The sequence below is a fragment of the Vibrio harveyi genome (genome assembly GCF_030060435.1).
Taxonomy (GTDB): Bacteria; Pseudomonadota; Gammaproteobacteria; order Enterobacterales; family Vibrionaceae; genus Vibrio; species Vibrio harveyi.
Map to the genome: position 1 here is coordinate 141,118 of NZ_CP125875.1, position 14,356 is coordinate 155,473.

Annotated in this window: 14 protein-coding genes and 1 other RNA gene; 7 read left to right on the forward strand and 8 right to left on the reverse strand. The window is 44.7% G+C overall.

Annotated features, from left to right (window positions below):
- The first annotated feature begins 148 nt into the window (after positions 1–148).
- Positions 149–2,158, forward strand: a complete 2,010-nt coding sequence (gene tkt / locus QMY49_RS00710) for a transketolase (RefSeq protein WP_283312430.1) — start codon at positions 149–151, stop codon at positions 2,156–2,158.
- 50 nt (positions 2,159–2,208) lie between these two features.
- Here tkt and QMY49_RS00715 read toward each other — a convergent pair whose 3' ends face one another.
- On the reverse strand, positions 2,209–2,445 hold the full coding sequence (locus QMY49_RS00715; protein WP_005449753.1) for a hypothetical protein: 237 nt from the start codon (positions 2,443–2,445) through the stop codon (positions 2,209–2,211).
- Between the two features lie 199 nt (positions 2,446–2,644).
- Between QMY49_RS00715 and epd the strand changes: the two genes are divergently transcribed.
- The 4 genes from epd to mscS all read left to right on the forward strand — a co-directional run bounded on the left by epd (position 2,645) and on the right by mscS (position 7,551).
- Positions 2,645–3,682, forward strand: a complete 1,038-nt coding sequence (gene epd / locus QMY49_RS00720) for an erythrose-4-phosphate dehydrogenase (protein WP_009698787.1) — start codon at positions 2,645–2,647, stop codon at positions 3,680–3,682.
- A gap of 153 nt (positions 3,683–3,835) precedes the next feature.
- Entirely contained in the window at positions 3,836–4,996 is a 1,161-nt protein-coding gene (locus QMY49_RS00725) for a phosphoglycerate kinase (protein ID WP_005436484.1), read from the forward strand.
- A 155-nt stretch (positions 4,997–5,151) separates the two neighbouring features.
- Positions 5,152–6,228 (forward strand): class II fructose-bisphosphate aldolase, encoded by a 1,077-nt coding sequence (gene fbaA / locus QMY49_RS00730; RefSeq protein ID WP_005449757.1) that lies wholly within the window; start codon positions 5,152–5,154, stop codon positions 6,226–6,228.
- Between the two features lie 456 nt (positions 6,229–6,684).
- Positions 6,685–7,551 carry a small-conductance mechanosensitive channel MscS gene (mscS, locus tag QMY49_RS00735; RefSeq protein ID WP_005436480.1) on the forward strand — a complete coding sequence of 289 codons (867 nt, stop codon included), beginning with the start codon at positions 6,685–6,687 and terminating at the stop codon, positions 7,549–7,551.
- A 62-nt stretch (positions 7,552–7,613) separates the two neighbouring features.
- Here the strand turns inward: mscS and QMY49_RS00740 are convergent, their stop codons facing one another.
- Both QMY49_RS00740 and QMY49_RS00745 read right to left on the reverse strand, forming a co-directional pair.
- Positions 7,614–8,096: a YbaK/EbsC family protein gene (locus QMY49_RS00740; protein ID WP_009698786.1), complete on the reverse strand. Its 483-nt coding sequence runs from the start codon at positions 8,094–8,096 to the stop codon at positions 7,614–7,616.
- Between the two features lie 24 nt (positions 8,097–8,120).
- Complete coding sequence (locus QMY49_RS00745) at positions 8,121–8,750, reverse strand: LysE/ArgO family amino acid transporter (protein WP_005449759.1); 630 nt, start codon at positions 8,748–8,750, stop codon at positions 8,121–8,123.
- Between the two features lie 141 nt (positions 8,751–8,891).
- Between QMY49_RS00745 and QMY49_RS00750 the strand changes: the two genes are divergently transcribed.
- Positions 8,892–9,788: a LysR family transcriptional regulator ArgP gene (locus tag QMY49_RS00750; protein ID WP_005449760.1), complete on the forward strand. Its 897-nt coding sequence runs from the start codon at positions 8,892–8,894 to the stop codon at positions 9,786–9,788.
- 254 nt (positions 9,789–10,042) lie between these two features.
- On the forward strand, positions 10,043–10,738 hold the full coding sequence (locus tag QMY49_RS00755) for an oxidative stress defense protein (RefSeq protein WP_009698785.1): 696 nt from the start codon (positions 10,043–10,045) through the stop codon (positions 10,736–10,738).
- 73 nt (positions 10,739–10,811) lie between these two features.
- On the opposite strand, the gene serA is transcribed toward QMY49_RS00755, so the two are convergent.
- The 5 genes from serA to QMY49_RS00780 all read right to left on the reverse strand — a co-directional run bounded on the left by serA (position 10,812) and on the right by QMY49_RS00780 (position 14,116).
- Positions 10,812–12,041: a phosphoglycerate dehydrogenase gene (serA, locus tag QMY49_RS00760; protein WP_005449764.1), complete on the reverse strand. Its 1,230-nt coding sequence runs from the start codon at positions 12,039–12,041 to the stop codon at positions 10,812–10,814.
- Between the two features lie 259 nt (positions 12,042–12,300).
- A complete protein-coding gene (gene rpiA, locus QMY49_RS00765; protein WP_038898667.1) occupies positions 12,301–12,957 on the reverse strand; it encodes a ribose-5-phosphate isomerase RpiA in 657 nt (218 codons plus the stop codon).
- A 58-nt stretch (positions 12,958–13,015) separates the two neighbouring features.
- The gene (locus QMY49_RS00770; protein ID WP_017189105.1) at positions 13,016–13,609 is read right to left on the reverse strand and encodes a 5-formyltetrahydrofolate cyclo-ligase; all 594 of its coding nucleotides are present in this window, start codon (positions 13,607–13,609) and stop codon (positions 13,016–13,018) included.
- A gap of 5 nt (positions 13,610–13,614) precedes the next feature.
- Positions 13,615–13,799: non-coding RNA, 6S RNA (gene ssrS / locus QMY49_RS00775), on the reverse strand.
- A gap of 14 nt (positions 13,800–13,813) precedes the next feature.
- Entirely contained in the window at positions 13,814–14,116 is a 303-nt protein-coding gene (locus QMY49_RS00780) for a cell division protein ZapA (RefSeq protein ID WP_005449766.1), read from the reverse strand.
- Positions 14,117–14,356: the final 240 nt, after the last annotated feature.

The following is a 14,356-nucleotide window of genomic DNA, read 5'->3' on the forward strand; positions in this document are numbered from 1 at the left end:
TGAGTTAAAACCGCAAAAATGGTGAGTAAAACGTTTGCAGTCGGATTTTGGCTTTGAGAGAATGTTGTCCGCACTTTTTATGCCCAGTTTACTCGGTTAATGTGCCCACATTCCTTTATCAATTCGCTTAATGCACTCAGGAGCAGACATGTCTTCTCGTAACGTTCTTTCAAACAAAGAGCTCGCAAATGCAATCCGCGCTCTTAGCATGGATGGTGTTCAACAAGCTAACTCTGGCCACCCAGGCGCACCTATGGGTATGGCTGATATCGCTGAAGTTCTTTGGCGTTCTCACCTAAACCACAACCCAGCTAACCCAGAGTGGGCTGACCGCGACCGTTTCGTACTGTCTAACGGTCACGGCTCTATGCTGATTTACTCTCTACTGCACCTGAGCGGTTACGAGCTATCTATCGACGATCTTAAGAACTTCCGTCAGCTTCACTCTAAGACTCCTGGTCACCCAGAGTACGGCTACGCACCTGGTATCGAGACTACAACGGGTCCTCTAGGTCAAGGCATCACTAACGCTGTTGGTATGGCGATGGCTGAGAAAGCACTAGCGGCTCAGTTCAACAAAGAAGGCCACGACATCGTTGACCACTTCACTTACGTATTTATGGGCGATGGCTGTCTGATGGAAGGTATCTCGCACGAGGCATGTTCTCTTGCTGGTACGCTAGGTCTTGGCAAACTGATCGCATTCTGGGATGACAACGGCATCTCTATCGATGGTCACGTTGAAGGTTGGTTCTCTGACGACACGCCTAAGCGTTTTGAATCTTACGGCTGGCACGTAATCCCTGCTGTAGATGGTCATGACTCTGAAGCGATTAACGCAGCAATCATCGCTGCGAAAGCAGATCCACGCCCTACACTTATCTGTACTAAAACTATCATCGGTTTTGGTTCACCAAACAAATCTGGTTCTCACGACTGTCACGGTGCGCCACTAGGTGCTGAAGAAATCGCAGCAGCGCGTGAATTCCTAGGTTGGGAACACCCAGCATTTGAAATCCCTGCGGACGTATACGCTGAGTGGGATGCTAAAGCGGCAGGTTCTGAGAAAGAAGCGGCTTGGAACGCGAAGTTCGAAGCATATGCAGCGGCTTACCCTGCAGAAGCAGCAGAGCTTAAGCGTCGTCTAAATGGCGAACTTCCTGCGCAGTGGGAAGAGAAAGCAAATCAAATCATTGCAGACCTTCAAGCAAACCCTGCGAACATCGCATCACGCAAAGCATCTCAAAACGCACTAGAAGCGTTTGGTCAAATGCTTCCAGAATTCATGGGCGGCTCTGCTGACCTAGCGCCTTCTAACCTAACTATGTGGTCTGGTTCTAAGTCTCTAGAAGCGAACGACTTCTCTGGTAACTACATCCACTACGGTGTACGTGAATTCGGTATGACAGCGATCATGAACGGTATCGCACTACACGGCGGTTTTGTTCCTTACGGTGCAACATTCCTAATGTTTATGGAATACGCTCGTAACGCTATGCGTATGGCTGCTCTGATGAAAGTTCAGAACATCCAAGTTTACACGCACGACTCTATCGGTCTTGGTGAAGATGGTCCAACTCACCAACCAGTTGAGCAAATCGCGTCTCTACGTCTGACTCCAAACATGAGCACATGGCGTCCATGTGACCAAGTTGAGTCTGCAGTTGCATGGAAACTGGCGATTGAACGTAAAGATGCACCATCTGCACTTATCTTCTCTCGTCAAAACCTTGCACAACAAGAGCGTACGGCTGAGCAAGTAGCGGACATCGCGAAAGGTGCTTACATCCTGAAAGACAGCGATGGCAAGCCTGAGCTAATCCTAATTGCAACTGGTTCTGAAGTTGAACTAGCAGTGAAAGCGGCTGAGCAACTAACCGTTGAAGGTAAGAAAGTGCGCGTTGTTTCAATGCCATCAACAGATGCATTTGACAAGCAAGACGCAGCTTACCGTGAATCAGTACTGCCATCAGACGTAACTGCACGTATCGCTGTAGAAGCGGGCATTGCAGACTTCTGGTACAAGTACGTTGGTTTCGACGGTCGTATCATCGGTATGACAACATTCGGTGAATCTGCACCGGCTGACCAACTGTTCGAAATGTTTGGTTTCACTGTAGAAAACGTAGTGAACACAGCAAAAGAACTATTAGCGTAATTTAGCGCTAGAAATGAAAAACCGAGCATTAGTGCTCGGTTTTTTTGTGCCTATTCAAATTCGTTTCCCCAGTTATCCTTCTCTTTGTGTCCACATTCCTTACAAGTGACATAACGATCCATATCGTAATAGTGACCGCCGTTTATCAGGGTATGAGCCCAAAGTTTTAAGGTTCCAAGAATCGATTTATCCGTATCGTAACTGCTTGGTTTACGGACCAGCACCTCTGAGTGTGGTGTTTCTCTATTGCATCGCTTGCAAAAGTGAGCAGTGGGAAAACCTGACATACGCATTTCCTTTTGGTGGTCAAACAAGGAGTTAAAATGCCAAGCGAAACATGCGATGTCAGAAATCAATATATTAGTGAAATGAATATTTCGGGAAGTGAAAAGATAGTTTACCGCGAGGGAGATCACTTACTTAATGCGTTCAGTCTTCGTATCAGGTACTATCTGTGACACGAATTTTTGGTGAGGCGAAGGATAAATGCTAAAAGTTGCGATCAATGGATTTGGACGTATCGGTCGTAATGTACTGCGAGCAGTATACGAGAGCGGTAAGCACCAGCAGATCAAGGTTGTTGCAGTTAATGAACTGGCTCAACCAGAAGCGATGGCACATCTTCTTCAGTATGATACTAGTCATGGTCGTTTCGGAAAGAAAATCTCGCATGACCAAGAACACCTCTACGTTCACCACGACAGTGGCGAATACGATCCAATTAGAATCCTCCACCTTGCTGAAATCGAACTTTTGCCATGGCGTGACTTAGAAGTCGATATCGTACTGGATTGTACTGGCGTCTTCGGCTCACAAGCTGACGGACAAGCCCATATTGAAGCGGGGGCTCATAAAGTTTTGTTCTCACACCCTGGCGCAAGCGATCTCGATAACACCATTATCTATGGTGTGAACCACGAAACTCTCAAAGACGAACACCGCGTGGTGTCGAACGGCTCATGCACCACCAACTGTATTGTCCCTATCATCAAAGTTTTGGATGAGGCGTTCGGCATAGAGTCGGGTACTATCACAACGATTCACTCTTCAATGAACGATCAGCAGGTTATCGACGCTTATCACAATGATTTACGTCGCACTCGTGCTGCCAGCCAATCGATTATTCCGGTGGACACTAAGTTGCATAAAGGAATTGAAAGAATCTTCCCGAAATTTTCTAACAAATTTGAAGCAATTTCGGTTCGAGTTCCAACAGTTAACGTCACTGCGATGGATTTAAGTGTCACAATTAGTACAAATGTGAAAGTTAATGACGTAAATCAAACCATTGTTAACGCATCTCAGTGTACATTACGTGACATTGTTGACTATACTGAATCGCCACTCGTTTCCATCGACTTTAATCACGATCCCCATAGTGCAATTGTGGATGGAACTCAGACAAGAGTGAGTAACGGGCAACTCGTAAAAATGCTCGTTTGGTGCGATAACGAATGGGGCTTTGCTAACCGGATGCTGGATACCGCTTTAGCAATGCAAGCTTCTTCACAGGTGGAGCAATAAGAGTGAATAAGCGATGGAGAAAATTTTTATTTTAAGCCTTGAAATAAATCTGACGTATCTCCATATCAATAACCAGTTTGAAGAATTAACGGGCTTGGCAGGATTGCCGAGTTTTTAAAAACTTTAATTATTTAATATTTGAGAGGACACATCATGTCTGTAATCAAGATGACTGACCTGGATCTTGCAGGTAAACGTGTATTTATCCGTGCTGACCTAAACGTGCCAGTAAAAGACGGTAAAGTAACTTCAGATGCACGTATCATCGCATCTCTTCCAACTATCAAGCACTGTCTAGAAGCTGGTGCTAAAGTTATGGTTACTTCTCACCTAGGTCGCCCAACTGAAGGTGAATACGCTGAAGAGTTCTCTCTACAACCAGTAGTTAACTACCTAAACGACGCACTAGACTGCGAAGTTAAACTAGCGAAAGACTACCTAAACGGTCTAGAACTAAACGCTGGTGAACTAGTCGTTCTTGAAAACGTTCGCTTTAACAAAGGCGAGAAGAAAAACGAAGAAGAACTATCTAAGCAGTACGCTTCTCTATGTGACATCTTCGTAATGGACGCATTCGGTACAGCTCACCGTGCACAAGCATCTACTCACGGTGTTGGTATGCACGCAGACGTAGCATGTGCTGGTCCTCTACTAGCAAACGAACTAGAAGCACTAGGTAAAGCAATGGACAAGCCTGCTCGTCCAATGGTTGCTATCGTAGGTGGTTCAAAAGTTTCTACTAAGCTAACTGTTCTTGAGTCTCTATCTAAAATCGCTGACCAACTAGTTGTTGGCGGTGGTATTGCTAACACATTCATCGCAGCTGCTGGTCACAACGTTGGTAAGTCGCTATACGAAGCAGACCTAGTTGAAACAGCGAAGAAGCTAATGGACGAGTGTGCAATTCCAGTAGCAACTGACGTTGCATGTGCGAAAGCATTCGATGAGAACGCAGAAGCTGAAATCAAGCACGTTTCTGAAGTACAAGACGACGACATGATCTTCGACCTTGGTCCAGATTCAACTGCTGAACTAGCAGAAATCCTTAAGAACGCTAAGACTATCCTTTGGAACGGTCCAGTAGGCGTATTCGAATTCAAGAACTTCGAAGCAGGTACTAAAGGTATCTCTGAAGCTATCGCAGCTTCTGAAGGTTTCTCTGTTGCAGGTGGTGGTGACACGCTAGCAGCTATCGACAAGTTCGGTATCAAAGCTGACGTATCTTACATCTCTACTGGCGGCGGCGCTTTCCTTGAGTTTGTAGAAGGTAAAGTACTTCCAGCAGTTGAAATGCTAGAAGCACGCGCTAAGTAATAATCGCAAAGCGGGGGAGTCATCTCCCGCTTTCTTGTTTGCTGCAACGAGAGTGGAACTCTGCTAGAATAGCCTCAGTTGTGAGCAAACGTTTGCAAGATTTTTCAATTTAACAAGTTTTGTTTAAAAAACGACAGATAAATAGGATTACATCCATGTCTAAGATCTTCGACTTCGTAAAACCAGGTGTTATCTCTGGCGATGACGTTCAGAAAGTATTTGAAGTAGCAAAAGAAAACAAATTTGCTCTTCCTGCAGTAAACGTTGTTGGTACTGATTCTGTAAACGCAGTACTAGAAGCAGCTGCAAAAGTTAAAGCTCCAGTTGTTGTTCAGTTCTCTAACGGCGGTGCTGGTTTCTTCGCTGGTAAAGGCGTGAAACTTGAAGGTCAAGGTGCTCAAATCCTTGGTGCTGTAGCTGGTGCTAAATACGTTCACACTGTAGCTGAAGCTTACGGTGTGCCAGTAATCCTACACACTGACCACGCTGCTAAGAAACTTCTTCCATGGATCGACGGTCTACTAGACGCTGGTGAAGAGTTCTTCGCTCAAACTGGTAAACCTCTATTCTCTTCTCACATGCTAGACCTTTCTGAAGAGTCTCTAGAAGAAAACATCGAAACATGTGCTAAGTACCTAGAGCGCATGGCTAAGATGAACATGACAATCGAGATCGAACTTGGTTGTACTGGTGGTGAAGAAGATGGCGTTGATAACTCTCACATGGACGCATCTGAGCTATACACTTCTCCAGAAGACGTTGCTTACGCATACGAGAAACTAAGCGCTGTTTCACACCGCTTCACTATCGCAGCTTCTTTCGGTAACGTACACGGCGTTTACAAGCCAGGTAACGTTGTTCTAACTCCAACTATCCTACGTGACTCTCAAGCATACTGTGCAGAGAAGTTCGGTATCGCACCAAACGCTCTAAACTTCGTATTCCACGGTGGTTCTGGTTCTACTGAAGCAGAAATCCAAGAGTCTATCGGCTACGGTGTTATCAAAATGAACATCGATACTGATACACAGTGGGCAACTTGGGATGGTATCCGTCAGTACGAAGCTGACAACCACGATTACCTACAAGGTCAAATCGGTAACCCAACTGGCGAAGACGCTCCAAACAAGAAGTACTACGATCCACGCGTATGGCTACGTGCTGGTCAAGCTTCAATGGTAGCTCGCCTAGAGAAAGCATTTGCTGACCTAAACGCAGTAGACGTACTATAATTCGTCTCAACTGAGTTTCTAAAAACCCGCTCTTAGAGCGGGTTTTTTTATGTCTAAACAATGAGACAAATCCTATTCTTCCTCTGCGTGCAATTGATAACTTAGTCAACTGCTATATGATCGCCTAACTTCATATCCCTTCATGTTGGTACAAATTTCGAAACTCAGCGCATTTCCGCATCAAGTGGCAGAAAACCAAGTAAAAAGTGTGGCGGAATGTAAATCCATTGCGTACTCTGTAACATGCCGGTATCAGAAAATTCTGATAAAGCTTTGTTTTGTAGGTCTTTGCTAAACTCTGACTTTGCAAAATTTCAGTTTTGAGATATTGTGCCAAAAATCTGACACTGTTCAGGAAAACAATAGGGATGTTGTTGTGAATAAGAACCTATAAAAAACAAGGTTCATAAATTAACGGCAATTAGATTTAATATCTTTATTTTGAGGATACGAATTATGGCAGGTGAATCGATGGGTATCGATACCTCTTTAACAGATGGTTTGAGCAAAGCTGAAACATGGCTAAATAACAACTCAGATCTTCTTATTCAATACGGTGTGAACATCATTTCTGCATTGCTGATCCTATTTATCGGTAACATTATCGTTAAAGCGGTAGCAAACAGCGTTTCAAAAGTGCTTGAAAAGAAAAAGATGGACAAAGCTGTTGTTGAATTCGTCAATGGTTTAGTTCGTTACCTTCTATTCGTTATCGTACTTATCGCGGCACTAGGTCGTGTCGGTGTTCAAACTGCATCTGTAGTTGCGGTAATCGGTGCGGCAGGTCTTGCTGTTGGTCTTGCTCTACAAGGTTCACTATCTAACTTCGCTGCGGGCGTACTGATTGTTGCATTCCGTCCATTCAAGTCTGGTGACTACGTAGAAATTGGCGGTGTAGCGGGTAGTGTTGAAGCAATTCAAATCTTCCAAACTGTACTAAAAACACCTGACAACAAAATGGTTGTTGTACCGAACTCATCAGTTATCGGTGGTGCAATCACTAACTACTCTCGCCACGCTACGCGTCGTGTAGACCTAGTTATCGGTGTTTCTTACAGCGCTGACCTTAAACAAACTAAGCAAGTTATCCGTGATGTGCTAGAAAAAGATGAGCGTATCCTTAAAGATCCAGCAATCCAAATTGGTGTGCTGGCTCTAGCTGACTCTTCAGTAAACTTTGTGGTTCGCCCATGGTGTAAAACAGCGGATTACTGGGACGTTTACTTCGATTCTACTCAAGCAATCAAAGAAGCGTTAGACGAAGCAGGCATCGAAATTCCATTCCCACAAATGGATGTTCACTTGAACAAAGTAGAAGCTTAATCACTTCGATTGAGAACATAAAAAGCGAGGTGTTTGCCTCGCTTTTTTTATCTCTAGAGCTTTTATATTTCTAATAAAGTATTACTGCCGGCTAGGAGTAGTCGCTTGAGTTCTTTGCCTGCAAAACCGAAAGTCGATTCGGGTAAACCCGGGGTATAGAGCAATTCTTCATGTTGATAAAGTGCAGTATCCACAATGATAGTGACATGCTCTGGTAACCCTATCGGACAAACCGCACCGGGTACGCAGCCTAGTTGTTCGATCATTTCATCATCACTACAAATTGAAGGTCGTTTGCCGGTAATGGTTTTGATTTGTTTAGAGTCTAAACGCGAGTCTTTGTCGGTCAAGTATATGGCGTAACCTAACCCTTTCAGTTTGAGAAAAAGGCTCTTAGTGTGAGTGCCTGTCCAGCCGAGTTCAGCGGCAACTTTGATATCGGTTTCAAAGTCGAGAATGGCTTCATGCTGCCATTCTCGAAAGGGGATGGAGAGCGCACTAAACCGCTCTCGATTGAGTTGGTAGATTTTCTGCAGTGACTCCATGTCGTATTTCTTTCCTATTTTTCTTTACCAGTATTTGGTGATTAGTTCATTTGCGAGAGCAAAAGCGATAGTAAACATCATAACGGCAACCGCAATATCGATGCCTTTTTTCACTTTTGGTTTTGAGAGCGTCGGGCCTAATTTCGCCGCACCTAATGACAGCGTGTAGAACCACGCAAATGATGCCATGATGGTTCCCATTGCAAATGCGATGCGATCGTTGCCTTCGAACTGACCACCGATGGATCCCAAGATCACCACAGTATCCAAGTATAGGTGTGGGTTCAAAACGGTGACGGCAAGTGCGCCAAGAATTACAGTGCGACGACCGCGTGCGACCACTTCACTTTTTGACTCCGATGCATCAGATGGTTTGAATGCGCTCTTTAGTGACAGCAAACCGTAAACGCTCAAGAAAGCGATACCACCTAATGTCACCGATGTCAGTAGGATTTCATTTTGCGACAGGATCGCACCGCCACCGAAAATACCGAGCGAAATGAAGATCATATCTAGGATGCTACAGATAGTCGCAGTCGTCAGGTGATGTTGACGCTTAATACCTTGGTTAAGGACGTACGCATTCTGCGCACCGATTGGAATGATCATCGTCGCACCTAAACCGAATCCTTGTAATAACACCCAAAAGCTCACAACACACCTCAAAAATTAGCAATAGAACAACAGAGAAATGGAAGATAAAGCTTTTATTGAAATAAGTATAATTAATGATTTTAATATATTATTAGTGTTACTTATCTTGTGTGTTTGGCGTTTGTTAGGGAGGAAAAGCACGTGCGAGGATTGGATTATAAATGGATAGAAGCTTTAGATGCCGTCGTGCATCAAGGCAGTTTTGACCGAGCAGCAGAACACTTATTTGTTTCACAATCAGCCATTTCCCAGCGAATTAAACAGCTCGAAAAGTATCTTGCTCAACCTGTACTTATCCGTGAGCAACCACCAAAGCCGACACCGATTGGTAAGAAGTTACTTGGACTATATCGCCGCGTTAGACTTCTTGAGCATGAAATCCTCCCTGAACTGAAGAACGACACTACCACTCGCCCTGTACAACTCTCCTTGGCGACGAATGCAGATAGCCTCGCAACATGGTTGTTACCTGCGCTGCAGGATGTAATGAAGCATCGCCAAGTGGAGCTTAAGTTAACCATCTACGGTGAATCGCGCTCAATTGAAAAGCTAAGAAGTGGTGAGGTTGCAGGGGCTATCAGTTTGGAATCTCAAGCCATCCCGGGCTGTCGTGCAGACTATCTCGGTCGCATCGATTATGTCTGTGTCGCCAACCCAGAATTTTATCAACGCTATTTCTCTGAAGGGGTTAACAATCAAACACTCGCGAAAGCGCCGGCGGTGTCTTACGACCAATATGATGATCTGCATAAGAAGTTTTTGACTGAACATTTCAACGTAAGACCTGACAGTGTCATTCATCACAACATTAGTAGCTCAGAAGCTTTCCTCAAGATGGCGTTAGCAGGTGTGGCTTATTGTTTGATTCCTCGATTACAGATCACCGATGAATTAGAAAATGGTAAGTTGATTGATATTACGCCGGGTTTTTTGATGTCGTATCGAATTTACTGGCACCACTGGCAGTTAGAAACGGGCGTTCTTCAAGAAATCTCACAAGCGATTATTGGTTACGCTCAACAACATTTACCGCAATAAGTTCCCAGTTGGCTCGCGTTTTAAGTTGAAATCACTGCGAAGTAACACAGTCAAAGTTGTGTTAGAAGTCGCGTAGGGCGCTTGGATAATTGACAGAAGTTTCTATGATGAGTCTATATACACTCCAGTTCATTGGTGTCTCTCCTCGTTGAAGCTAGGATACCAACTCAGTTGCTACAGTGTTCACCGAATCTCTTGAGATGAAATCTGGCACTGGAGTGACCTTAATCTTTCAAAACGGATGGATTTGTCGAATGAAACTGTCTTCATGTTTATTGGCGTCTGCATTAAGCCTTACCAGTATTTCTGTGTTTGCGAGCGATGTACCAAGTTTTGCCCATGTATCAACCACTGGTTACGGTGAGGTAGTTGCAACACCAGATATGGCTACTTTTTCTGTGAAGGTAGTTGATACGACAATGACAGCAGAGCAAGCGAAGCAATCGGTCGACAATACAGTTGATGCGTTTCTTAAGAGCCTTGCAGATGCAGGTTTATCAAAAGATAACATTACTAGCTCAAACTTATACTTGGCTCCACAATATCACTACCCAAAATCGGGCAAGGCGGAACTTGTGGGTTACCGTGCATCACGTAGCATTGACGTGACGGTCAATGATCTTGCGAACTTGAATGAGTACTTGGACATGGCGCTGAAAGCCGGCATCAACCAAGTCGACAATATTCAGTTAAAAGTGAGCAACCAGTCTGAATATCAGCAAAAGGCACGCATGGCAGCGATTAAAGACGCGCAGAGTAAAGCTGCCTCATTAGCGACTGGATTTGATAAGAAGTTAGGAGACGTTTGGCAGATCAACTATAACCAAATGCATGCTCGCCCGGTATTGATGCGTTCAATGGCAATGGATGCAAGAGAAAGTACAAACAGCTACCAAGACTCTACACTCGTGATTCGTGACCAAGTGGATGTGGTTTACAGGCTGAAATAATGCTTAAGTAAATACGGACGAATAAAACGAAAAAAGGCAGGGAATCCCTGCCTTTTGTGTTTGTTCAAATAGATTAGTGAAGGATACGAGCACGGATTGTGCCTTCGATGCCTTTTAGTTTCACTAGTGCTTCTTCTGCGCGAGAAGTCTCAACGTCGATAACTACGTAACCGATCTCAGCGGCAGTTTGTAGGTACTGACCTGCGATGTTGATGCCGTCTTCAGCAAAGATGGTGTTGATTTGCGTCAGGATACCAGGGCGGTTTTTGTGGATGTGCAATAGACGTGAACATTCACGATGCTCAGGCAATGATACCTCTGGGAAGTTCACACTTGATAAGGTTGAACCGTTGTCAGAGTATTTCGCTAGTTTACCAGCAACTTCAACACCAATGTTTTCTTGCGCTTCTTGCGTTGAACCACCGACGTGCGGAGTTAAGATTACGTTGTCGAACTTCTGCAATGGAGACTCAAACGCATCGGCGTTAGTTTTCGGCTCTACAGGGAACACGTCAATCGCTGCTCCTGAGATATGGCCAGATTCTAAGCTATGACATAGAGCAGGGATGTCTACCACGGTACCGCGCGCGGCGTTGATAAAGATAGCGCCCGGCTTCATGCGAGCAAACTCTTCTTCGCCCATCATGTTCTTGGTTTCTGGTGTTTCTGGTACATGTAGAGAAATCACGTCACACTTGTTCAAAAGCTCACTCATAGTGAACACTTGCGTAGCGTTACCTAGCGACAATTTGTTTTCAATGTCGTAGTAGTAAACGCGCATCCCCAAGTTTTCTGCAATGATACCCAACTGAGTACCGATGTGACCGTAACCGATGATGCCCAGACGCTTACCACGTGCTTCGTAAGAACTGTCTGCACTCTTCTTCCAAATACCACGGTGCGCTAGCGCGTTCTTTTCCGGAATACCACGAAGAAGGAGTAGGATCTGACCTAATACTAGTTCAGCAACACTGCGCGTGTTTGAGAATGGTGCATTAAAAACAGGAATACCACGGCTTGCTGCCGCGCCTAAATCAACTTGGTTGGTACCAATACAAAAACAGCCAATTGCAACTAGCTTGTTCGCTGCATTGATCACTTCTTCCGATAAGTTCGTTCGAGAACGGATACCGATGAAGTGCACGTCTTTTACTGCTTCAATCAGTTCTTCTTCCGGAAGGGAACCTTTGTGATATTCAATGTTGCTGTAGCCAGCTGCTTGAAGAACTTCAACTGAAGAAGGGTGGAGTCCCTCTAGCAAGAGGATCTTAATCTTTTCTTTTTCCAGTGAAACTTTGGCCATTTTTCTCGTCCTTAAAATGGAAAGGTGGGCTAATGTGGCGCACATAAAGCAAAACTATTAAAAAGGGGATAATTAACAGTTTTGTCGGAAGACAAACGTTTCCTTGTGCGTCTTCTGTTCAATAAAGTAACAAAAAATTTTTGCTTTGGGTAAGAAAATTACGGAATAAGGCATGCTTTTCTTAGAAAAAGGAAGAAAAAACGGCGCCCTAGGGCGCCGTCTGTAATGAAATAACAGAAAATTTAAATCATCTAATGATTTATTCTTCTATTTTCGCACCTTCTGGTGTGCCAGTGATAACCACGTCTGCACCGCGGTGAGCGAATAGACCCACAGTTACTACGCCTGCAATGGCGTTGATCTTGTCTTCAAGTTCTTTCGGGTTAGTGATTTGCATGTTGTGTACGTCTAGGATCACGTTGCCGTTGTCCGTTGTTACACCTTCACGGTATGCAGGGTCACCACCTAGTTTTACCAATTCACGAGCCACGTAAGAGCGTGCCATTGGGATAACTTCTACAGGAAGTGGGAACTGGCCAAGTACGTCAACGGCTTTTGTGCCGTCAACGATACATACGAATTTTTCTGAAATAGCCGCAACGATCTTTTCACGAGTCAGTGCAGCACCGCCACCTTTGATCATTTCACGCGCTGCGTTGATTTCATCTGCACCATCAACGTAGATATCTAGCATTGCTACGTCGTTACACTCGTAAACCTCGATACCAAGCTCTTTTAGACGCTCAGTAGAAGCAACAGAGCTAGACACTGCGCCTTTGATATCATCTTTGATACTGCCTAGGGCATCGATGAAGTGATTCACGGTAGAGCCAGTACCAACACCGACAATGCTGCCTTTCTCAACATATTTAAGTGCTGCCCAACCAGCCGCTTTCTTCATTTCATCTTGAGTCATGCCAATCTCCTGAATAGATGTTCGTTAACGTTTGCGGCGTGATTATAGCGGTTAAGCGTTACTTTTCCCATTGCCAGATTTGGCTTGGAGTCACGATCTTAGGTAATGGAATATCCCAACTTTCGACGGGAAGATGCTCGACATGCTGACAATCATGGGCGATGCCGATAGGTTTTGCGCCTTCTCCAGTACTAAACCAACGTGAAAGCGTCCGGTCGTAGTAGCCTCCGCCCATTCCTAGGCGATGCCCAACACTGTCAAATCCGACTAGTGGCGTGCAAATGACATCAAGCTCACGAACTGGTTTGAGGAAACGGATATCAAGCGCAGGTTCTAAGATTCCGTATTTGTTGTATATCAACTGTTCATCATTGATGTACTGCAAGAAGAGCAATTGACCTTTAGAGAAAGGATGAATGACGGGCAGGTAAATCGACTTACCTTGCTGCCATAGTGATTCAATCAGAGGTTTGGTGTCTAACTCGCCATCGGCAGACAAATAGATAGCAATGTGCTGTGCGCTTTTTATTTCTGGTAACTGCGAAAACTGGTGAACGAGATCACGTCCAGCTTGAAACTGAGTATCGCTGCAAAGTGCGTTGCGTTTTTCGCGGATAAGTTTGCGGAATTCTTGTCGAGATAGGTCAGACATAGAGAGGATACCCCAGGGTGCCGTTGAGGATTGTGGCCCTTGAACCAGCTGGTTCAAGGCGGATCAGCAATGATAACCGTAGGCTTCTCGGTGCATGCCAAGCTTGCTCAATAGCTATCAAGTACTAACCCTTTGGTATTGCTTATCGGCTCAGGGACTTAAATCCAACTGACGCACACCCCAGGGTAAATTTGGTATCTACTGCTATCCTTGCTTCACTTTACTAAGCGCGCTTTCTAAAGACGCGGTGAGCTTTTCCATTCGCTCAGTAATTTCTTGTTGCTGACCGTTAGATTCGTATGATTTGGTATGCAATTCATAGCAAATGTTCAATGCAGCAAAGGTCAGTAGCTGAATTTCATTGGTTACCTTAGTACGCTCGCTCATCTCTTTCAATCGACGATCAAGATCTTTAGCCGCTGTAATTAGTGACTCTTCTTGCCCCGCAGGACAATTCACTCGTGTCATTTTGCCAAGGATTTCAACGTCGATCGCTTGATTGCTCATGATGAATAAACTCTATATTCGCGCTATCTAAGGCGTTGCGTTATACAACTACCGAGGAGGAAACTATAGGAAAACCGCTATTAAGATTCAAGCATTTCCCTTCACAGAAAGAAAAATGGTGAAGTGATCACACAGGAATTGGGCAAATTGCTCAAATGGTGTCCAAAATTGAATTTGATAGCCGTTTCAGCCGACTAGGCTTGATGGTAGGATATGTCGATACATTATTACGCAAGAATG

What these genes read in the sequence shown, in the direction of transcription:
- tkt (WP_283312430.1), top strand. Translation starts at nt 149, where the DNA reads ATGTCTTCTCGTAACGTTCTTTCAAACAAAGAGCTCGCAAATGCAATC.
- QMY49_RS00715 (WP_005449753.1), bottom strand. Translation starts at nt 2,445, where the DNA reads ATGTCAGGTTTTCCCACTGCTCACTTTTGCAAGCGATGCAATAGAGAA.
- epd (WP_009698787.1), top strand. Translation starts at nt 2,645, where the DNA reads ATGCTAAAAGTTGCGATCAATGGATTTGGACGTATCGGTCGTAATGTA.
- QMY49_RS00725 (WP_005436484.1), top strand. Translation starts at nt 3,836, where the DNA reads ATGTCTGTAATCAAGATGACTGACCTGGATCTTGCAGGTAAACGTGTA.
- fbaA (WP_005449757.1), top strand. Translation starts at nt 5,152, where the DNA reads ATGTCTAAGATCTTCGACTTCGTAAAACCAGGTGTTATCTCTGGCGAT.
- mscS (WP_005436480.1), top strand. Translation starts at nt 6,685, where the DNA reads ATGGCAGGTGAATCGATGGGTATCGATACCTCTTTAACAGATGGTTTG.
- QMY49_RS00740 (WP_009698786.1), bottom strand. Translation starts at nt 8,096, where the DNA reads ATGGAGTCACTGCAGAAAATCTACCAACTCAATCGAGAGCGGTTTAGT.
- QMY49_RS00755 (WP_009698785.1), top strand. Translation starts at nt 10,043, where the DNA reads ATGAAACTGTCTTCATGTTTATTGGCGTCTGCATTAAGCCTTACCAGT.
- serA (WP_005449764.1), bottom strand. Translation starts at nt 12,041, where the DNA reads ATGGCCAAAGTTTCACTGGAAAAAGAAAAGATTAAGATCCTCTTGCTA.
- rpiA (WP_038898667.1), bottom strand. Translation starts at nt 12,957, where the DNA reads ATGACTCAAGATGAAATGAAGAAAGCGGCTGGTTGGGCAGCACTTAAA.
- QMY49_RS00770 (WP_017189105.1), bottom strand. Translation starts at nt 13,609, where the DNA reads ATGTCTGACCTATCTCGACAAGAATTCCGCAAACTTATCCGCGAAAAA.
- QMY49_RS00780 (WP_005449766.1), bottom strand. Translation starts at nt 14,116, where the DNA reads ATGAGCAATCAAGCGATCGACGTTGAAATCCTTGGCAAAATGACACGA.